This window comes from Bradyrhizobium sp. 482_C4_N1_8, assembly GCF_052075965.1.
Classification (GTDB): domain Bacteria; phylum Pseudomonadota; class Alphaproteobacteria; order Rhizobiales; family Xanthobacteraceae; genus Bradyrhizobium; species Bradyrhizobium barranii.
The window spans coordinates 5,350,303-5,369,022 of sequence record NZ_CP197231.1; the positions used below are offsets into that span (position 1 = coordinate 5,350,303).

18 protein-coding genes and 1 pseudogene are annotated in these 18,720 nt (G+C 63.2%); 7 read left to right on the forward strand and 12 right to left on the reverse strand.

The window, feature by feature from the left end; all coding sequences use genetic code 11:
* Positions 1–92: 92 nt before the first annotated feature.
* Complete coding sequence (locus AB7Z56_RS25935) at positions 93–479, forward strand: hypothetical protein (RefSeq protein ID WP_354176695.1); 387 nt, start codon at positions 93–95, stop codon at positions 477–479.
* Between the two features lie 147 nt (positions 480–626).
* On the opposite strand, the gene AB7Z56_RS25940 is transcribed toward AB7Z56_RS25935, so the two are convergent.
* Positions 627–1,145, reverse strand: a complete 519-nt coding sequence (locus AB7Z56_RS25940) for a hypothetical protein (protein ID WP_354176696.1) — start codon at positions 1,143–1,145, stop codon at positions 627–629.
* 161 nt (positions 1,146–1,306) lie between these two features.
* Positions 1,307–1,732, reverse strand: a complete 426-nt coding sequence (locus tag AB7Z56_RS25945) for a hypothetical protein (RefSeq protein WP_205124592.1) — start codon at positions 1,730–1,732, stop codon at positions 1,307–1,309.
* Positions 1,733–1,882: 150 nt separating this feature from the next.
* Here AB7Z56_RS25945 and AB7Z56_RS25950 point away from each other — a divergent pair, with 150 nt between their 5' ends.
* Both AB7Z56_RS25950 and AB7Z56_RS25955 read left to right on the forward strand, forming a co-directional pair.
* Positions 1,883–2,854: a LysR family transcriptional regulator gene (locus tag AB7Z56_RS25950; RefSeq protein ID WP_441256466.1), complete on the forward strand. Its 972-nt coding sequence runs from the start codon at positions 1,883–1,885 to the stop codon at positions 2,852–2,854.
* A gap of 194 nt (positions 2,855–3,048) precedes the next feature.
* Entirely contained in the window at positions 3,049–3,558 is a 510-nt protein-coding gene (locus AB7Z56_RS25955) for a GFA family protein (protein ID WP_441256467.1), read from the forward strand.
* 94 nt (positions 3,559–3,652) lie between these two features.
* Here AB7Z56_RS25955 and AB7Z56_RS25960 read toward each other — a convergent pair whose 3' ends face one another.
* From AB7Z56_RS25960 to AB7Z56_RS26000, 9 genes are all read right to left on the reverse strand, one after another.
* Positions 3,653–4,015 (reverse strand): ArsR/SmtB family transcription factor, encoded by a 363-nt coding sequence (locus tag AB7Z56_RS25960; RefSeq protein WP_135214285.1) that lies wholly within the window; start codon positions 4,013–4,015, stop codon positions 3,653–3,655.
* Entirely contained in the window at positions 4,015–4,677 is a 663-nt protein-coding gene (locus AB7Z56_RS25965; protein WP_441256468.1) for an SRPBCC family protein, read from the reverse strand. The genes AB7Z56_RS25960 and AB7Z56_RS25965 overlap by 1 nt, the downstream gene beginning before the upstream one ends.
* Before the next feature lie 169 nt (positions 4,678–4,846).
* Positions 4,847–5,725 carry an AraC family transcriptional regulator gene (locus AB7Z56_RS25970; RefSeq protein ID WP_135214287.1) on the reverse strand — a complete coding sequence of 293 codons (879 nt, stop codon included), beginning with the start codon at positions 5,723–5,725 and terminating at the stop codon, positions 4,847–4,849.
* Positions 5,726–5,930: 205 nt separating this feature from the next.
* Positions 5,931–7,190, reverse strand: a complete 1,260-nt coding sequence (locus AB7Z56_RS25975) for a serine hydrolase domain-containing protein (protein ID WP_439037333.1) — start codon at positions 7,188–7,190, stop codon at positions 5,931–5,933.
* A gap of 192 nt (positions 7,191–7,382) precedes the next feature.
* Entirely contained in the window at positions 7,383–9,302 is a 1,920-nt protein-coding gene (locus tag AB7Z56_RS25980; RefSeq protein ID WP_208071832.1) for a Vps62-related protein, read from the reverse strand.
* 256 nt (positions 9,303–9,558) lie between these two features.
* Complete coding sequence (locus AB7Z56_RS25985) at positions 9,559–10,452, reverse strand: APH(6)-I family aminoglycoside O-phosphotransferase (RefSeq protein ID WP_441256469.1); 894 nt, start codon at positions 10,450–10,452, stop codon at positions 9,559–9,561.
* Between the two features lie 184 nt (positions 10,453–10,636).
* Entirely contained in the window at positions 10,637–12,922 is a 2,286-nt protein-coding gene (locus AB7Z56_RS25990) for a hypothetical protein (RefSeq protein ID WP_441256470.1), read from the reverse strand.
* A 101-nt stretch (positions 12,923–13,023) separates the two neighbouring features.
* Entirely contained in the window at positions 13,024–13,320 is a 297-nt protein-coding gene (locus tag AB7Z56_RS25995) for a hypothetical protein (protein ID WP_028150930.1), read from the reverse strand.
* Between the two features lie 397 nt (positions 13,321–13,717).
* Positions 13,718–14,680 carry a cupin domain-containing protein gene (locus AB7Z56_RS26000; RefSeq protein ID WP_441256836.1) on the reverse strand — a complete coding sequence of 321 codons (963 nt, stop codon included), beginning with the start codon at positions 14,678–14,680 and terminating at the stop codon, positions 13,718–13,720.
* Between the two features lie 217 nt (positions 14,681–14,897).
* On the opposite strand from AB7Z56_RS26000, the gene AB7Z56_RS26005 reads away from it, so the two are divergent.
* The 4 genes and pseudogenes from AB7Z56_RS26005 to AB7Z56_RS26020 form a co-directional block, all read left to right on the forward strand.
* Entirely contained in the window at positions 14,898–15,668 is a 771-nt protein-coding gene (locus AB7Z56_RS26005) for an alpha/beta hydrolase (RefSeq protein WP_063983778.1), read from the forward strand.
* Positions 15,669–15,843: 175 nt separating this feature from the next.
* A complete protein-coding gene (locus tag AB7Z56_RS26010) occupies positions 15,844–16,740 on the forward strand; it encodes an alpha/beta fold hydrolase (RefSeq protein ID WP_063983779.1) in 897 nt (298 codons plus the stop codon).
* 46 nt (positions 16,741–16,786) lie between these two features.
* Complete coding sequence (locus tag AB7Z56_RS26015; protein WP_354176712.1) at positions 16,787–17,281, forward strand: DUF302 domain-containing protein; 495 nt, start codon at positions 16,787–16,789, stop codon at positions 17,279–17,281.
* Positions 17,282–17,371: 90 nt separating this feature from the next.
* A pseudogene (locus tag AB7Z56_RS26020) lies at positions 17,372–17,509 on the forward strand (alpha/beta hydrolase); the annotation flags it as partial.
* Positions 17,510–17,779: 270 nt separating this feature from the next.
* Here the strand turns inward: AB7Z56_RS26020 and AB7Z56_RS26025 are convergent.
* Positions 17,780–18,682 (reverse strand): HNH endonuclease, encoded by a 903-nt coding sequence (locus AB7Z56_RS26025; protein ID WP_354176713.1) that lies wholly within the window; start codon positions 18,680–18,682, stop codon positions 17,780–17,782.
* Positions 18,683–18,720: the final 38 nt, after the last annotated feature.

Here is an 18,720-nt window from a genome sequence, read left to right on the forward strand (position 1 = left end):
ACCGCCGGCCATTAGAAAGCAACCATGGGAAGCGATGGGCCGGGGGGCGCTGCGTAAGGATCGACAATCGCCATGGGGCGAGGAGCGAAGCCATGTCACAGATTCGCAAAGCTCTTCTAGGCGCTGTCGCGACCGCGTTGACGCTCGGTGCAGTGCAGTACGCTTCAGGTCACGACCTCGTAAACCGCTGGCAGGCGGTCTCCGAACAGTCAAGCCACATCGTCAATCGCGCCGGCAAGGCAGATCGTCTTGCCGACCGCAAGCCTTTCGCAGTGCCGACGAAAACGGTTTCGCTGCGCTTGAACGATCTCGCCGATACCTCGGTCTTGCTGCGTATTCCGTCTGCGCAGGCCCGCACCACCAAGCCGCCGACGCTGCTGCGAAATCAGAGCCGTAAGCCGACACTTGCCTGCGAGCCCGTGGTCAGCGCGCTCACGGAAGTCGCAAGGCTTCTGCAGCCCGGCCGTTGCGTGACCTGATCGGCTCAATCCTCACCGTTCATACGCCGACCGGAACGCAAACGGCCGCGCGTTGCCTTCATGCGCCAACGGCTGCTCGAGGCAGCCGCCGATTGGTAGGGAGGGCGAGGCCTCTGTCGGAGGGAACTACTACTTTAGCGGTTCGTCTCAGCCCGCGCCGGCCAGTGCCACCGCATCGGCGCCGACTCGCGGGCGTACCAGAAAATAGAATGCGGAGACGTGCGTGATCATCAGCAGCGGCACGTAGATGATCGGGATCGCGTAGGTTGAGCCAAGCCACTCCGCATGCGCGGGAAGGCCGACCTGGATGGCATCATAGTAGTCGACGACGAGATCGACCGTGCCCGCGAGATTGAAGGCGACGACGAACAGCCAGAAGAGCGTGCGTATCCTCACCGTGAGAAGCGCCAGCATGGCCAGCACCCCGGTCGCGAAGTCGCCCCAGGCGGCGAACACCGCGAAGCCAGCCGGCAGGTCCGGGCTCACGATGCCGGGAAGGATGAAGACGAGCCCGAAGAAGCGGAAGCTGTGCAGAGTGGCGATGGCACGGTGCGCGTCGCGCCCGTCCATCGACCTGAGCCAGGGCCAGACATACGTGCCGAAGCAGAGCAGCCACGCGACATAACCGAGGACAAGATGTATCTGGAAGAGCGTTTCTGTCGTCATTTTGGTCTCCGATCAGATCGCGACTAGCGCATGGATCAACAGGTCCACAGTGCCGTGAATGGGACGGTCCAAAGCAGGCTATGCCAGGCTCGAAGCGGCGGGACGATCGCAGAGGGAGCAGCGTCGGTGGTCATCGGCAGTCCTCCATCCGGATCTCGCCCTTATTGCCGGCGCTCGGGATTGGCCATGAGCAGGCGGAGCGGCAAAAGCGGACCGATTGCGATATACTCGTGGTCCATCAGATCTTGCCTGGCCAATGGGAGATCCTCCATGATCGCCTGCGCCCCGGCGACATCCCCGGCATCGACGAGGAAGATCGCTCCGCGCCCATCGCCACGCGAATACCACTCGCGAATTTTCCCATTGAGATAGAGCTGCACCGTCTGCTGGATTTCAGCGGGCATGACGGCCATGACCTGCTCGCGCGTGACGCCCGCCTTCACGGTCAGGATGACCATCACCCCGGTGGTCGCGGGCGACATGGCTTGCGAGATGGCTTGTGTTTGGGCAACGGATGGATCGGTCATGGAAGTCGCTCCCATCAGGGTTAGGGTGAGCATGACGACAAATTTACGGATGACTTTCATCGGTCTCGTTTCCCGGAGCACGGCGGTCCCCTTTGTTCTCTGAGATCGCGCTGACGTCGCAGATGTCCGCCATCAGCGATGGTTCCGATCTGCGAGCGAGACATACGATCGATTGGCGCGAGCGACTATTCGGGATAATGTTGATGGGCTATGAAGCAGAACTTCACAGTCAGACAAGGCGCGCTCGATGGCGTGGAAGCGTTCCTGCGTGTCGCCCAGTATCGCAGTTTCCGCCGCGCAGCCGCGGAGCTCGGCGTCACGCCATCGGCCATCAGCCAGGCGGTCCGTGCGCTCGAGGGGCGTGTCGGCGCAGCCTTGTTCATACGCACGACACGCAGTGTCGGCCTGACCGAGGCCGGCGCGCGGTTCCTCTCGCGCGCAAAGCCCGCTTTCGAGGAGCTCGTCGCCGCAAGCGAGGTTGCGCGCGATCTTGGGCAGCGGCCGACTGGACTGTTGCGCCTCACCGTGCCGCGCGCCGTGGTACCGATCCTGCTGGAGCCGCTGATCGCATCCTTCTGCCAGGCCTATCCCGAGGTCGAAGTGGAGATCGCCGCCGGCGAGGAATTGGTCGACCTCGCGGCCAAGGGGTTTGATGCCGGCGTCCGGATGGGCCAGTTCATCGCCACCGACATGGTCGCGGTCCGGCTGACGCCCCCCTTCCCGTTCGTGGTCGTCGGCAGCCCCGACTATCTAAGCCGGCACAGGCGACCCGAGCGTATCGACGACCTGCGTCGGCACGCATGCCTGCGCATTCGCCGCAGCAACGGATCGATCGCGCCCTGGTCTCTTGTCGATGGCAACAAGACAGTCGAAGCGATCGTCTCGGGGCCGCTGATTGCCCACGACTTTCCCACCATGCTTGGCGCCGCCGTGGAAGGCATGGGACTTGCGCAAGTGCCCGCGCCGATCGCCGCCAGCCAGGTGAAGACGGGAAGGCTCGTACAGGTCCTGAAGTCCTTCGCGCCAATGGCGCCGGGCGTGTTTCTCTATTATCCGAGCCGCCATCAAACGATGCCGAAGCTGAGAGCCTTCATCGACCACGTGAAGGGCCGTCAGGTTGCTGCCGGCAAAACGCGCGTTCACGTTGATGACAAGCGAGCGCGCGGGACGAAAACGCGCTGATATCGAAAGCGCGGAACGGTTGATCGAGCAGTTCGAGAAGATGTCGCGGGGGTGAGGGAGACACCGCAGCAAAGCGAAGTCACCGCTTTCGCTTGCGTGCTTTGCCGTATGATGCGAGGAACCTGCGCGTACCGGCTTCCGCGTAACGCCAGAGTTCCGCAACGGCGAGAACAACCCATGGTGATTGCAGGCAGATGACCCACTCCCCCGTCATGATCGCGTCGTGCGCCTGCGGCAGCGTCGAAGTCAAAGCGCTCGGCAAGCCGATTGTCAGCGCCGCCTGCTATTGCGACGACTGCCAGAAGGGTGCGGCGCAGCTCGAGGCGCTGCCGAACGCGCCTGCCGTCCGCGATCCCGGCGGCGGCACGGCCTATGTGCTTTATCGCAAGGACCGCTTCGCATGCTCCAAGGGGGCCGAGCTCCTGAAGCCTCATAAGCTCAAGGACATTTCGCCGACCAACAGGGTTGTCGCGACCTGCTGCAATTCGGCAATGTTCGTCAATTTCGATCGCGGTCCGCACTGGGTCTCGGCCTACCGGGCGCGATTTCACGGCGAACTCCCTCCCCTGCAGGCCCGGATCTGCACGAAGTTCAAACCGGAGGGCGTCGTGCTGTCGGACGATGTGCCGAGCTATCGAAGCTATCCGCCCGGTCTCATGGTCAAGCTTCTGGCCTCGCGCATCGCGATGGCGCTGGGAAGATGAGCGTGTGGAATGGGTAGAGCGCAGCGAAACCCATCGGGTTCAACGCGCGGTATTGATGGGATTCGCTGCGCTCTACCCATCCTACCAATGGAGCTCACGCCCTCTTCCCGCTCCGTTTGGTCATCGGCGCGTGACGGCGCTCCCGTTTGCCGCGCGCGATCTCCGTCGCCAGCGCGTCCAGCTTCGGCTCCCAGAAATTCCTGAACTGACCGATCCAGGCATCCACCGACCGAAGCCCCGCGCCGTCGACCGAATAGAGTCGTCTTTGCGCCTCCGCCCGAACCGTCGCAAAGCCGCTCTCGCGCAGCACCTTGAGATGCTGCGACACGGCCGCCTGCGTGATCCCGAACTCGGCCCCGATCGCTTCAACGACCTCACCGGACGCCATCTCCCCCGGGGCGAGCAGCTCGAGGATACGACGGCGCACGGGATCGGCGAGGACCTCGAAGACGTGCATCAGCTTCCTGTGCCCGGATGTGCAACGTCAGGCGGCATCTCGCCGCGGTAGAAGGCGATGGTGCGGTCGGAGCGCTGCTTCGCCGTATCAGGATCGACCCCGCTTGCGACATGCGCCTTGCACCAATATTCACCGCTCGTCGTCATGAATTCCTTGCCGGCAGGAGAGCCCATCCAGGCCTCGGCCGTCTCGTGGTCGACCGATGCGCCGGTCGCAACATATCGCTCCAATCCCGCGATGGCGAGATCCCAGCCGATACCCACCGCACCAGGACCGAACTGATTCCAATGGTCCTCGATAATTGCGGTGTGCTCCAGCGTCAGACGCGCCTGATCTCGTTCTGCCGCCAGCTTGACGTCGATCCAGCTTATCCCGCCGCCGAATTCCCACGTCGCTGCAAAATGCGTCGGCGGCGCACATGCCGTAATGGTGCCGCCCGCGTTCCCCTTCAGCTGGTACCTTCCGCCCAGCTGGAGGTCTCCCTCGACCGGCAGGAACCAGCGCGGAATGCGTTGCCGGCTGGTCACTGCGTCCCAGAGATCGTCGACACTGGTCTCGTAAAGCCGCGTCAGCGTCACCGTGCTGGCTGCTTTTCCATCCTTCTCGAAATTCTTCACCGAACGCGTGACAAGCCCCAAGACCCTGGCGACGTCGATTTCCATTGCATCCCTCCGTATCGTTTCGCGCAATGGCGAATATCGGCCTTCACTAATATAAGTCAACTCTTATATTAGTGAGACCGTGCCGCTGTGGCTGGCGCTCCGGGCAGACCGTACGACGCATGGAGCGCGCGATATTGATTGATGCCAGTTCGTCCGCCGTCGGAGGGCGCTATTTCAGCGGCAGGAACACGTCCGCAACCGTCTCGTGCTCCGGCACCTCCGGGAAGAAACTCAGCCGCTGGCAATAGATCGGGAAGTCGCGTGCTTCCTCGCCGCTGGCCGGAAGCCAGTCGCGATAAAGGTAGAGCGCGGCGGGCTCCAGATTGTCGGTGTAGCCGACGACCCGCAGCACCGCGCAGCGTCCGCCGGGGATCTCGCCGGCCTTGATCTCTTCGCCATTCGCCTCGATCGGCTGGTCGGTCCCGACACAGAGGTCCGTGCTGTAAGTGGCGGGCGAGGAAGGACGCCGTTCGGACCGCCAGACATTGAAGGTCGGACTTGTCCTGGGGTGCAGGCCGGCTGCCTTGCGCCACGCGATGAACCGCCGGATGGTGTCGCCGAGCGTCGCCGGGTCGCCCCGATGCTCCATGATCGCCACCCTCGTGGAGGGCACATCGCGTATCGTCACGTCGTCGGTGGTAAAAGTCTTCATGAGCTTGCTCCTCGCGTTGTCGAGAGGCCCGAAGGCCACAAGCCACGGCTCCCAGTCGGGAGAATTGCGGAACGACGACGGTGATTGCCCGAACCGTTGCCGAAAGGCGCGGGCAAAGGCGTCCGGTGCATCGTAACCGGCGTCCATCGCGATGTCAGTGACACCAAGGGCGTCACTGTAGGCCAGCATGTAGGAAGCGCGCTTCATACGGGCCAGCTGGACATAGCGATGCACTGACAACCCGAAGGTCGCCGTAAACTGCCGGTGGAAATGAAATTTCGAGAAGGCCGCAACGCTGCTCAGCGTTTCCAGGTCCAGATCGCTGTCGAGATGCCGGTCGATATGGTCCAGCACCCGCCGCATCCGGTTCTGATAGTTTTGCAGCGCCGCCTTCATCGTCCCTCCTCCGTGGCGGCTCCAGATAGCCGCTGACGGCGATCATTTGCTCGACCGATCTTGCGGTTTGGAAGTTGTCGCGAATTCGTCGGCCCCGTAGGGCGGATTAGCGAAGCGTAATCCGCCATCTTCAACGCGGCTCGATGACAGATGGTGGATTACGCCTTCGGCTAATCCACCCTACGCCATCAGCCCCCGCCTCGCCCTACCCGCCGGCCATCAGCTCCTTTGCCAGCGCCATATAGGCCGGCAGCGTCACGGGGTCGTTGGCGGCGTTGCCCGCTACGGGGTGCGACGCGTAGCGCGCGATCACCATCTCGGCCTTGGGATCGACATAGATGCCCTGGCCGTGAACGCCGCGCGCCATATAGGCGCCGTGGGCGTTGTGTGTGACCCACCATTGATTGCGATAGGACGCGCCGGGCAGCGTGGTGTAGCCGGCCGGCTTGAACTTCTCGGGATCGCCGCCGTGCGCGATGTCCTCGACGACGGACGACGGCACGATCTGGCGGCCGTTGAAGCGGCCGTGATTGCGCATGGTCTCGCCGAAGCGGGCGAGATCGCGCAACGTGGTCGAGAGGCCGCCACCGCCGCTCTCGGTGCCGATGCGATCGACGTGATAATGCGCGTCCTCCTCCGCCCCCATCGGCGTCCAGATGCGCTCGGAGAGAAGGTCGGACAATGTCATGCCGCTGGCACGCCGGCAGATCCAGGCGAGCACATCGGTGTTGACGGTCTTGTAGGCAAAGGCCTTGCCGTGCTCACCCTGCTTCTTCTGCGCGACGAGGAAATCGAAGATATTGGTCGGGCCGCTATAGTCAGGCGGAATCGGCGCCATGCCGTTGGCACGCCGCAAGCCCCACACGTGGGAGTTCTTGTCGGTATAGACTTCGGTGTATTCGAGCCCCGTGGTCATATCCATGACCTCGTGCACGCGCGCATCGCCGAACGCGCTGGCTTTCAGCTCCGGCACATAATCCGTGACCTGTGCCTGCGGATCGACCTTGCCCTCGGTGACGAGAATGCCGGCCAGCACTCCCGTGAACGACTTCGTCACCGACATCGCGATATGCGGCTTGTGCGGCTTCAGCGCGCCGAAATAGCGCTCATAGATCAGCTTGCCCCGATGCAGCACGGCGATGCCGTCGGTATAAGTCTCCTCCAGCATCTTCGCGAACGTCATGGGCCGGCCGTCCATGGTGGTCGAGGCGACCGCGCCGATGTCGTGGTCTTCCCGCGGCAACACGGACGCGGGCCCTGCCCCGCGCCAGACATTCACGGTCGGCACCAGCTGGCGGACGTTGCTCCAGGCCCAGCGCAATTCGGGGAAATTGCGGAACGAGCCGTTCTGGAAGGTGATCGTGCGGTCGGGCGCTGGCGGGAAGCCCTTCATCCAGCCGAGCGCTTCGGCATCGGTCTCGGTGGAAGTTGCGGGCTGTTGGTTCGGGGCAGTTGCGGCGGACATGAACACGAACTCCGGAAGCAGCGGTGCGGATGGCGTATCATGGGATGGCATGATCCACATCCGGCGTTTGCGCCGAGGTGCCGTGCAGTGATCGGGGCGGCGGCGCCCCTTCGCCGCCTGCCCCTGCTTGGTCAATCACACGCCGATCGACGTCGTCAACATCGACGCCTGCATCCGACAGCGCATCGCGCCTTACTCGAAGGTCGCGCTGTTCCAGTACACCGTCGGTGACGACTTGCCGGGATGCACGACGAGAAAGCCGCCCTGCCAGGGGACCACGCTAGGCGTCCGCTGGGTGAACGCGCCAGCGATCGTGCCTGAATCGCTCCAGTCCGCGCCGTCGCTGGTGACCGAGTAACGCACCTTCTTGTTGCCGTCGGCATAGAAGCAATAGAGCGTCCCGTTCGGCCCTCCGGCGAGCGCGCCGCTGGTGTTCGAACAGAGCGACATGCTCGGCAGCAGATTGGGGCCGGTCCAGTTCGAACCGTCGGACGACACATAGGCGCCGAGCACCGTCGGCATCCCCTTTTCGAGCCCGGCGATCGGCGCCACGATCACCAGCGCGCCCCCGCAGCTCTCCACCGCAGGCGCCACCAGCGCACCGCCCGCGATCGTCGCAGGCACCGGGCCGTCGACGCTGGGAATCATCACGCTTTGCGGAGACCCGAAATGCACCCAGTCGGTCGTGCTGAGATACTGGATGCTGCCGTCGGCGCCGCCCCAGGCAATATACCAGACGCCGTTGAGCTGGCCGATGCTGGCCCCGGTCGTGGCCGGCGGTGCGGGCCAGAGCCCCGCTGCGCTCCACGGCCCTCCGGACGCCCCAGAGGACGAGATGAAGGCGAGAAGGCTGGTCTTGCCCAGACCGAGCAGCGCCAGTCCGCCCGAGGGCGTCGCGCAGGCGGCCAGTCCGCCGAACGGGCTCATGGTAGGCGACTTCGCACTGGACCATTTACCCTGATTGAGGCTCCACGCACGCATCGCCGGCGGCAAGGGACTCCCCATTCCGATGCAGAGGATTTGCGATCCCGGCATCGTCGCGAGCGCCACCGGAACGAGACTGACGCTCGAAGCGATCGGCGCGTCGGTGCCGAACGGCAGGAAGGTCGGCGTGACGGCCCAGGAGCCCTTCTGCGATGGTCCCGTTGGGCCGGTCAGGTCGCCCTTCGCGATCGGCAGGATCACTTCCGAGAGCCAGGCCTGCAGCGTGGTCGAGCCTGCCACGTACTGCACGGCGTCCTCGACCAGCACGTTCAGTTGCATGCCGCTGGCGGCGGCGGCGACCAATGAGCCTATCTCCGCGTCGGTCAGCGTGGGCTCGATCGGCTGTCCCCAGCGTCCCCTGAAGGCGAGCCAGGGTGGCGAGGTGACGGGCGTGGGAAGGATCGCCTGCGCATCGTTCTGGATCACGACCGGCGGATTGGGCGCGAACAGATTGACGGTCGGACCGCCGCCGCGCGCGTAGTCGGCCACCGCGAAGCGCACATCCCACACATCGACGCCGCCGATCTCGTAGGTGCTGTTGCTGGCGGCCGGATAGTTGGCATGCGACCCGCTCGCGACATAGACGTTCGGGTGCGTGCCGCTCAGCGACAGGAAGCCGTCGTTCGGCGAGCACCATTGTCCGCCCGAATGCTGCGAGAAGAACACGCCGACGACCTGCTGGTCGATATTGACGCGCACCGTGACGCATTCCCAGTCGCCCCAATGGATCGAGAGCGGCATCAGCGCCTGACCGGTGGTGCCGGTCCAGCCGGTGACCTCGAAGGTCTCCTGCCCGTTATAGGGATAGAACAGCCAGTACTGGAGATCGACCATGTCGGTGCGGTCGTCGACCGGCAGGACGTGAACATAGCTGGTGGCGCTGGGGAGATAGCCCTTCATGAGCGAGGCCCAGATGGCCTGCGGCGCGACCAGATAGTCGTCGGGGCTGCTCTGCTCGACCGTCCCCCAATTCCACTGACCGGGACCGGAATAGATGCCGCCGGCGGCCTGGTAGCCGACCTGGCCGATGTACCAGTCGGTCGACGAGGGCAGATTGACCTCGTCCTTGTCGAGATGAAGGATCGGCGCGAAGTTCGAGACGAGTTCGGCAAGCGTAGGCCAGGCCATGATTTGCTCCCTGCTGGTCGTAGATCGACGGTCGGGAGCTTCGAACAACCGATATTGGACGCGAGCCAGCCCCTGCGCGATAGTCTACAACAATACACGCTTAAAGCGAGATCACATCATGCTGAAACTGAGCGCGGACGAAACAGCGCGGCAGCGATGGAGAATTTCACACTGCTGTCATTCGTCTGTGAAGCTTGCGCCCTGGCGCGGCCGCTCGCGCGGGTCCGCGTCATGAGCGAGCACTCGCGCGCCGAGGCTAAGCGAGCAGGCGGCGAGCTATTGTATTGATGGTCAGGTCGATGGCAGCGCCCTGCTCGTCGCCGTCGCCAATGAACCAGGCTGCCGACAACCCCGTCCACGCAACGATCCAGCGAAGCAGCCGCTCGGGCTGAAGGCCCGTCACGGCGACCACGGTATCCAGCCGGGCCTCCAGTCGACCCGGCAGGATCGCAAGCGGCCGGCTCGGATCGCTGAGGTCAGGGTTCGTGAAGATGTTGGCATAGTCGAATGTTCGTTCGCCGATCAGCCCATGCGGGTCGATCGCCAGCCATCCGCGCTCACCGAAGTCGAGCACATTCTCGTGGTGCAGGTCGCCGTGCAGCGGACCGATGGCGTGTGGCGCGGCCAGGAGTTGGCGGGCGATGTCGGCGGCGGGCGCGAGTGCCGCGTGGTCCGGGGCGAGCTGGAAGAGCGGCTGAAACCAGTCCTCCAGCGGATGCAGGTCGGGAAGCGGGCCGGACCGCGTTGCGTGCAGCCGAGCCGCCGTGTCGCAGAGGATCCGGCATGCCTCGTCGTCCCGGCCCGACCAGGCCATCTGCGCGAGATCACCGGCTCCCGAGGCCCGTTCCATCAGCAGAGCGTCCGCACTCGAGGCAAAGACCCTGGCCGCGCCCTGACCGTCCCACCAGGTCAGAAGACGATAGCCCGCCCCCTCATCGGGAATACGGGCAACCTTGAGCATTGCAGGCCGGCCCTCATGCCGGACCGGCAGGACCCAGCTGGAATGGGTGGTCAGCAGTGCCCCGTCCGGAACCAGACGCCATCGCTCAAGCCAAATTGCGACTGGCGCTGGAATATGGGGATGCGAGTCCATGGGGTCATCACCTGGGATCATGTCCGGCGCTCTGTCTGCCGGGACTTGATCAATCATGCGGCCGGCCGCCACCGTTTCGTTGCAGCGATACCCTTTCCACGTTTTCGTTTTCCTTTCCCGTGGCCAAAGAGTCGCGCTTTCGCGTCGCGGTCGGCGAAGGTGACGGCGCACCTGCGACGACACGGTCGCAGGTGCGCTCGCCCATGACACCGATGGTCTTCACCGGACTCTGGCGAAACCGTTACCGCTTTCGCCCAGCGCGCCCCTTTGCCTTCGCCGCGCGTTTGCGGCCTGGGGCGGCTGCTCGCGCCGGTCCGCGTGGCGTACGGCCGCCGGTCTCAGTGGACAGTTCGGGACGTAACCTGGCGAGCTTGGCGCGATCGGGCAGCATGTCGGCAAAACCGTCGATCGCGCGCGGCGCGGTCGTATCGTCGCCGGCCGCAGCCGTTGCAGCGCGCGCACCTGACGGCCCTGCGGTCTGGCTGAGCGCCTGCAATCGCCGGCACGCTTCACCGAGGTGATAGGCATCGCCGCCGAGCGCCACCCATTTGCCGACCTCGGGATGCAGCACGAGATTGGCCGAATGGTTGTCGCTCGCGCTGGTCGGATAGTCGACGAACACGTCGATCCCCGACTGCACGCCCACCATCACGCCCTGCGCCGACCACGACACCGCGACGTCGACGCGGTAGCGACCCGGCTTCTCGAAGGCGAAGCCCGCCGTGCTCCAGAACACTTTCGCCGAAGCCGTGACGCTCTTGCCGGGCTCGAGCTCGCTCAGCTTCGCGTGCTCGCACAGGATCACGAAGGGCCTGACCGGACGCTCGTGCCCCTCGCCGTCGGTGACGGTGATCGATGCGAACAGGGCCTCGGTGCTGACGTCGTTCGGCGCGCGCAGCGACACGCCGCTCGTGTTCGTCATCGTCCAGGTCAGATCCAGCGGCTGGCCGAGCGCGACGCGGTCGGTCGTGGCCGTCACCGTCAGCGCCAGCTCGGAAGGTTCGAAATCGTGCCGGTCGGCGGCTTGCGGCGCACCGGTCGGGAACCAGCTTGCGAACGGCCATCCGCCCGGACGAATGACCGGATCCGGCATGTGGTTGAGGTGATGACGGACGTTGGTGTTGTGCGCGAGCGCGATCTGGTCCGGGAACACGCCGGGTGCGCCGGTCGCGGGACCGCCGAGCACGTCCGCCACGCTCGGCGTCGTGGTCATGATCGAGTTGTCGGCCGCCGTCTCCTGCTCCTGGTGGATCTGGTTCAGCGTATGCGTCAGCTCGTGGGTCGCGCTGCGCAGGAACGCACGCGGCACGTCGCGCTGCTTCTTGTTGGCGGCGAGACCGAAGTTCGAGGAGTCCGAGACGGGATAGCCGTCATCGGAGAAGCTGGCGCAGCCTTCGCGGGGTACGCCGATCTGGTCGTACATGATGCCGCGCGAGCACCCGAGTTTTGCGGGCACCACGATCATGTGCACGCGCCATTCGGTGTCCAGATTCGTCGCGGGATTGCGTACGGTCGTCATCAGCGCATGCAGATCCGCTGAGCTCCAGCAATTGGTCGCCACCACGCCTGATGGCACCGGAACGTTGAGCTGGTCCTGCACCACCGACAGCTGCCAGCCGGTCTTCGCAAAGACCGTGTCGAAGAACTCGGTGCCACCGGCACCGTCAGGCACCGGCGCGGGCCGGACGGCTCCGACCAGCGTGTCGATCTCCAGCGTGGCGCGGCGGAAGAACTTCGACACCCAGGCGAGCGTGATGCTGCCCTTGTCCACGCCGCCCTCGAACAGCCGGCCCTGGTAGAACGGGCCGCCGGTCAGGGAGAACGGAAACGGCGCCGGCACCTTTGAAAGCTTCATCGTCACGGTGCGCGACGGCGAAGCCGGGAACGTGCCTTTGAACTGGCCGGCCGGCGGCTGCGTGTAATTGAACTGCTCGGCTGTGATCGTCAGCTCGCACTTCTTCGGCGGCGGGACCGCGACAGGCGCGGACGCGCTGGTCACCCTGAGATAGGAATGATAGCGCGCGCGGGGGAAGATGGGGATCCGCGGCCTGCGGATCGGAAACGGAATCAGGGGGTCATCGAGCGCACTGAGCGAACCGGCCAGGCTCGTCAATCCCGAGCCCGCCGCCGCTTCATCTTCGTCCGCGTCGCCCACCGGCACCACGGGCCCCACCGGCGGGATCGGACCGATCACCGGCCGGCGCGAGTAGAGATCGCCGCTGACGATCAGATGGTCGGCGCCGCCGTCGGGTGCCGAGCGATCGACGCGCAGCGTGCCTTCAAAGGTCACGAAGCCCGCGGTCGGCCTGAAGTTGATCTGGTAGCAGCCTTCGCGGAAGTCGAGCCTGCACAGCCTGAACGGCGGAAACGGCTGCAGATCGGTCGAGGCCGGCTGATCGCCGGACTCCTCGTCGCTGAAGCTGATTTGGCGCGACAGGGGGACTTGCGGCTTCATCGCGGGCTCGACCGATGCCGCGGTCATCTTGGAAAGGCTGCCACTCGATTCATGCTCTGAGCAATTGCACATGTCGTCTTCTCCTCGTTGAAAGGGTGAGACGATCGACGTGAGCATCGGGCTCGTTCGCGGGTACAGCCGCGTTATTTCGGTCAGCTGTGGCGTGCGCAGTCCTACGCGCGCCGATAGGTCACGACACAGCCCTCTGAATCCGTAAACTCAAATCGGTCGGCCTTGAGTGAAATGCGATAGGTCACAAGTTCATCAGTCGCCGTCCCGACGACGAGTGTGTTGGAATCTTCGAGACGGTAGATTCCCGCGTCCCACCACACCATGCCCTGCCCTGGTCCGCGCATGCCGCGGTAGGTGCCGGTCGAGAATGTGAGAGTGGCGGGATATTTGTCCGCACACGCAGCCGACGTGGATTTGGTCCACGTACCAACCATGCTCTGTTCGTGTTTGTCAGCCATAGTGTCTCCATAGCTCTCATCGGCCGAGCGGCCGATTGGAGGCTATTTCAACATGCCGTTCTGGCGTGTGCAGCTCATTTGAGGCTGATGTGATGGCAGGTGTGTCAAATCGACTAAATTCACCTCGCTCAATCACAACAGGTACTCTATCGCAGCATTGACGCAAGCGTGCGTGTGAGATGCTTCACACCGAAGGTGCGACAATTGAGCACCGGCGATGAGAGCGAGATGAAAGCGCGGCGGAGAAGCAGCTCAGTCCGCATCTTGCGACAGCGGGCTCAAGTCACAGCCGGCGTTCGTGAACCGGACATTTGGACGGCGCGGTTCGCAGAGGCGTGGTCGTGTTGCAGGTTCGCAGCACGCCTGACATTCCCTGTCGGCACCAACTGACGCAAATTCAATCGGAGACGTTCACTTCCGAACCGTGCGGTTGACCTTGGTGTCCATCAAGGCGCTGAGAGGTCCGGTAGCGGCCGGGCGACATGCCATGATGTCGATGAAAGAGTTTTGAAAACGCCGCCGCTGTCTCGTAACCGACCTGGCTCGCGATCCGTGCGATGGGCTCATCGCTGGTTTCGAGCAGGAACGCCGCTTCCGCCATCCGGCGTTCGATCACATAACGATGCATCGACTGGCCGACGAGCTTGGTGAAGCGGGCCGAAAATACCGAGCGGCCGAGCCCCACGCGATGGCCGAGGTCGCTCAGGGTCCAGGGCCGCTCCGGGTTTTCGTGGATCAACTTGAGCGCCGGTCCGATATGCGGGTCCGATATGGCCCCGAGCCAGCCGCCTTGTCCGGGACTGAGAGACGCGATCCAGCTTCGGAGCACCTCGACAAACAGCACTTCCGTCAGTCGTGAGAGCGCGACGCGCTGGCCGGGACGCTCGTGCGCGGACTCACTCACCATGCGCCGCAGGATCGCTTCGAGCCAGCCACCGTCCGCCGTCGGCTTCAACAGAAGCACGGGCGGAAGCATTTCCAGCACGCTGCTGAACGAGGGCCGCGACACGGTGAAATTGCCGCAGATCATGGTCGAGAGCGGCTTGGCACGGCCGCCGTGACGAACGACGCCAAGACGTGCCGACGATCGATCGAGGTCCACAATCTGCAAAGGCTTGGCCCGGCGATCCGAATAAAACACATGGGGCTCGCCGCGTGTGATGACGACAAAATCGCCCTCGGTCATCTGGATTTCTTGTCCGAGTTCGAGCGCGAGGGTCGCGGAGCCCCGACTGAGATAGTGAAACAGCGCGTAGGGGCGCGCCGGCAGCGCCAAATTCCAGGGATGGCCGAGCTCGAAGTGGAACAGCAGCGTCCCACCGAGACGAACGCGATCGAGCACTTGGGCGAGGATGTCCATGCCGCCGAAGTTAGTCCGGTGGACGGTCGGACACAACATCCGGACGATTGATCCCTACCGTCCGAAAAGCCTGCGAACTAGGTCATGTCGCGGCGGGCCGACGTCATGTGCGGCAACCATCTCGCCAACGGCGGATGGAAGAAACCGCGACCAGGCAGGAAACGCCTGTCCATTCCCCCGGACCTTATTCCGTCCGACATATCAACAGGAACAATCAATGCTAAATATCCTTCTCTCAGCCGCCACCGTACTCCTGGCCGGAACGGCATGGGTCGGCCCCGCCCATTCCGCTGAGCTGCCCAAGGGAGCAGCCCACAACATCGTGCTCGTGCACGGCGCTTTCGTGGACCAGACGAGCTGGCAGCCCGTTGCCGATATTCTGTCGAAGAAGGGCTACAACGTCACGCTCGTGGAAAATCCGCTCACTTCGCTCGCCGCTGACGTCGATGCCACCAAACAGGCGCTCGCGAAACAGGACGGCAGGACCGTTCTGGTCGGCCATTCATGGGGCGGCGTGGTGATCACGCAAGCCGGCAACGATCCCAAGGTCTCGGCGCTGGTCTATGTCTCCGCCTTCGCACCGGAGGTCGGTCAATCCCTGGCGTTGCTGGCCAAAGACGGCCCGCAGACCGAAGGCGTCAAGGCGATCCATCCCGACGCGAAGGGCAATCTGTATATCGATCCTAAGTTGTTTCCGTCAGCCGTCGCGGCTGACCTTCCTCCTGAGATCGCCGAGCACCTGGCCAACTCGCAGCTTCCGCTGAGCCTCGCTGCGTTCGAGGCGCCTGTCAGCATTGCGGCCTGGCGCGACAAGCCGACGTTCTACGTCATCACCACGAAGGACAAAGTCATCGCGCCCGAGGTCCAGAAGTTGTTCGCAGCCAGGATGAAGGCTCAGACGACGGAAGTCGCCGGCAGCCATGCCTCGCTCGTGGTCCATGCGAAGGAAGTCGCTGAGGTCATCGAAAAGGCGGCGCTCGCGAAGTGACGAACCTGCTCCCGGCGCTGTCGCGCCGGGAGCGCGCACGCTCGCTCGGAGGAATGCGGAACGCCTCGGACCGCGATGGCGCGAAGCGCCAGCGACATCCTAGAGGAAGGTTTCGGTCGCCGCGCTGCGTGCGTCACCCGCTCGATCATTTCATGCCAAGCATCCGGAGTACGATATGACTCAACTCGACATCGCGAACCAGGACGCCCTCACACTCGAAACGGCGCCAACCCATTACATCGAAGGCCACGGAATCCGCTTCGCCTATCGCCGTCTCGGCCCCACGACTGGAACTCCGCTGGTTCTTCTGCAGCACTTCTCGGGAAACATCGACGGATGGGATCCCGCCGTCGTCAACGCTCTGGCCGCTGATCGCCCCGTGATCGCCTTTGACAACGCAGGGGTCGGCCGGTCGACCGGTCAAACGCCCGACAACGTCGCGACGATGGCACGAGACGCCGTGGATTTCATCGACTTGCTCGGCCTCTCCGAAGTGGACCTGCTTGGCTTCTCCCTCGGCGGCTGCGTCGCTCAGCAGATCGCCGCCGAACACGGACAGCTGGTCCGCAAGCTCATACTCGTCGGTACCGCGCCGAAAGGCGGAGAGGAACACCTGTTAGCGGTTCTGCAGGAAGCGTTTTCCCAAACCGATGCGCCGGACCCCCGCCTGCCGCTGTTCTTCACGAATTCATCCGCCAGCCGGTCGTCCGGCTTGGCCTTCCTGAAGAGGACCAAGGTGCGCAAGGATGATCGGGACACCGATAACGGCAACGCGGTAACCGATCCACAGGCCAAGGCGCTGATCACCTGGTGCGCCACACCTGATCCCGGGCACGCCATTCTGCGCGCTATCCGCCAGCCCGTTCTTGTGGTCAGCGGCAGCCACGACACCATGCTGCCTGCGAACAACGCTTACGCAATGTCTAGGGAACTGAGTAACGCTCAGCTGGTCCTCTATCCCGATTCAGGGCACGGCGCGCTGTTTCAGCACCACGACATCTTCGTCAGCCACGTCCGGACTTTCCTGGATGCCCAACCCGCCCGCGGCCGCATGACACAAGGCGCGTTCTGACGGGATCAGGCGCACTTTATCCATGAGAATTGTTACAGAGGACAAAATGACAATCGCTAAAATCGAAGTAGAGCGCTTCAGCCTCACGAGCTTAAAATCATTCGACACTATTGTGGCGGCGCTCAAGTCGGCGGTCGGGCAGCCCAACATGGTCGAATTTTTCAAGGAAACGAGGGCGACAAATTCCTTCCCGGATTTGGAGCGCGTTGTACGAAGCGGCCTCGGCCGAACGGACCTTATGCTCTTCGCAGAATTTGACTTGGGCGACATTCTGCGTCGCGAAGCCGGATCCAAGACGCCTAAAATCGTACGGCTTGTGATCGGCAATCCACTCATCATGAAAGAAATGGTCAAGCACGTGCCCGATGCTGGATCTTACGCTCCAGTCACGGTGCTCATTGATGAGCGTTCCGATGGCGTGCATGTCTCTTACGACAAAATGGAGAGTTTTCTGCTGCCTTATGGCAATTCGGACGCACTCTCCGTCGCCCGAAATCTTGATACGAAAATCACAACCTTGCTACGCGAATGTGCAAGCTAAACGCCCTCGACGTCTTCGGCCGATGGAAGTGCGTACCTCATAGCAGTCGCGGAACGAGCTTTGAGTCACAAGCAGCCGTCGCGACCAAACATCGCGCCCGTGGCCCAGAAGTTGTTCGCGGCTAGGATGAAGGCTCAGACGACGGAAGTCGCCGGCAGCCATGCCTCGCTCGTCGTCCATGCGAAGGAGCTCGCTGAAGTCATCGAAAAGGCAGGGCTCGCCAAGTGACGAACCTGCTCCCGGCGCTGTCGGTGTCGGGAGCAGCCTGTGTTTATGCAGAGGACAATTGGGAGGTCGCTTCCAAGATTCTGAAGGGCCGCCTGCACCGGCGTCAACGGCGGGCGATGGAATCTGGCTCTTGGCAGGCGTGTTTGTGAGCCGCTCACACCGAAGGTGCGACAATTGAGCACCGGTGCTCGGAAGGAAATGAAATCGCGGGCAACCAAGGAAATCAATCTGGCAGGTGGGTGGATGTGGCGAAGCACCACCCCCAAATGCTCATTGCTTGAAACAATGCTCGCGATGCCACTTTAAAAAATGCGGATGAGGCCGGTCCGATGGCCTCCTCGGCTCAAGCGCACGACCGGTCTTGTTGATGACCGATCGAACGCCTTCTAGGTCGTTTGTCTGGCGCGAGATCAATATTTCCAAATCATCGGCCAAGCTGATCAGACCGCGATCGAACATCCAATGAGCGGTACCGGACAGTGCGATCCCGTTGCTCACGATGTCCGGCCCGCTCGCCTCCACAGGCCGAATGTGCGCAGCTGCAACTTCTGCGCGCCCCATCCCGTTAATTAGTTTCAACCCGGTAATGGCACAGCGCTCGTCGTAGGCACGCAGTACAATCCGGCGAAAAACTCGATCGCGCAAAACTCTGGATACCGTAAGGCTGACGCGATCTCGCTGCTGCTCAAAGATGAACGGCGCCTGCTCTTTTTCGTCAATTTGAGACAACCGAACATCGGCATCAACCCGGGGCAACACCGGTGCGCCTTCTGTGAAACCGAGCTCGAATATTCGATTGAAATCGTCGGGTGAGATTGGCCGAACCGCCGCCTGAGCACGTCCCGAAATTCGTCCCCGCTCGTTCAACACGCCGCGCTCCACCGGACCATCAGGCCCGTTGAAAGCGACTGGATTGGCAAAATCGAGATAACTTCCGGGTTCAATCAGAGCGAGATACATCCCCGAAGTACCGGGGTCAGGAATAACCTGCTGAACCCGAGCAATCGCAAAGTAGCCGCGCGTCTCGGTAACCTTGCTCGGTTCGTAATAGATGATCCAGTCACCGACGCAGGCTTGAACGCGACGCAAATACTGACTGGGGAACTGATACCGTTCAGCCGGGCTGTCATCGTAGATCGAGTCCAATCGATGGATGAATACCCCAAACCCCATGATCTATGCTGCGACGCCTCTCCGGGAAGTAACCACCG

What these genes read in the sequence shown, in the direction of transcription:
- AB7Z56_RS25935 (WP_354176695.1), top strand. Translation starts at nt 93, where the DNA reads ATGTCACAGATTCGCAAAGCTCTTCTAGGCGCTGTCGCGACCGCGTTG.
- AB7Z56_RS25940 (WP_354176696.1), bottom strand. Translation starts at nt 1,145, where the DNA reads ATGACGACAGAAACGCTCTTCCAGATACATCTTGTCCTCGGTTATGTC.
- AB7Z56_RS25945 (WP_205124592.1), bottom strand. Translation starts at nt 1,732, where the DNA reads ATGAAAGTCATCCGTAAATTTGTCGTCATGCTCACCCTAACCCTGATG.
- AB7Z56_RS25950 (WP_441256466.1), top strand. Translation starts at nt 1,883, where the DNA reads ATGAAGCAGAACTTCACAGTCAGACAAGGCGCGCTCGATGGCGTGGAA.
- AB7Z56_RS25955 (WP_441256467.1), top strand. Translation starts at nt 3,049, where the DNA reads ATGACCCACTCCCCCGTCATGATCGCGTCGTGCGCCTGCGGCAGCGTC.
- AB7Z56_RS25960 (WP_135214285.1), bottom strand. Translation starts at nt 4,015, where the DNA reads ATGCACGTCTTCGAGGTCCTCGCCGATCCCGTGCGCCGTCGTATCCTC.
- AB7Z56_RS25965 (WP_441256468.1), bottom strand. Translation starts at nt 4,677, where the DNA reads ATGGAAATCGACGTCGCCAGGGTCTTGGGGCTTGTCACGCGTTCGGTG.
- AB7Z56_RS25970 (WP_135214287.1), bottom strand. Translation starts at nt 5,725, where the DNA reads ATGAAGGCGGCGCTGCAAAACTATCAGAACCGGATGCGGCGGGTGCTG.
- AB7Z56_RS25975 (WP_439037333.1), bottom strand. Translation starts at nt 7,190, where the DNA reads ATGTCCGCCGCAACTGCCCCGAACCAACAGCCCGCAACTTCCACCGAG.
- AB7Z56_RS25980 (WP_208071832.1), bottom strand. Translation starts at nt 9,302, where the DNA reads ATGGCCTGGCCTACGCTTGCCGAACTCGTCTCGAACTTCGCGCCGATC.
- AB7Z56_RS25985 (WP_441256469.1), bottom strand. Translation starts at nt 10,452, where the DNA reads ATGATTGATCAAGTCCCGGCAGACAGAGCGCCGGACATGATCCCAGGT.
- AB7Z56_RS25990 (WP_441256470.1), bottom strand. Translation starts at nt 12,922, where the DNA reads ATGTGCAATTGCTCAGAGCATGAATCGAGTGGCAGCCTTTCCAAGATG.
- AB7Z56_RS25995 (WP_028150930.1), bottom strand. Translation starts at nt 13,320, where the DNA reads ATGGCTGACAAACACGAACAGAGCATGGTTGGTACGTGGACCAAATCC.
- AB7Z56_RS26000 (WP_441256836.1), bottom strand. Translation starts at nt 14,680, where the DNA reads ATGGACATCCTCGCCCAAGTGCTCGATCGCGTTCGTCTCGGTGGGACG.
- AB7Z56_RS26005 (WP_063983778.1), top strand. Translation starts at nt 14,898, where the DNA reads ATGCTAAATATCCTTCTCTCAGCCGCCACCGTACTCCTGGCCGGAACG.
- AB7Z56_RS26010 (WP_063983779.1), top strand. Translation starts at nt 15,844, where the DNA reads ATGACTCAACTCGACATCGCGAACCAGGACGCCCTCACACTCGAAACG.
- AB7Z56_RS26015 (WP_354176712.1), top strand. Translation starts at nt 16,787, where the DNA reads ATGACAATCGCTAAAATCGAAGTAGAGCGCTTCAGCCTCACGAGCTTA.
- AB7Z56_RS26025 (WP_354176713.1), bottom strand. Translation starts at nt 18,682, where the DNA reads ATGGGGTTTGGGGTATTCATCCATCGATTGGACTCGATCTACGATGAC.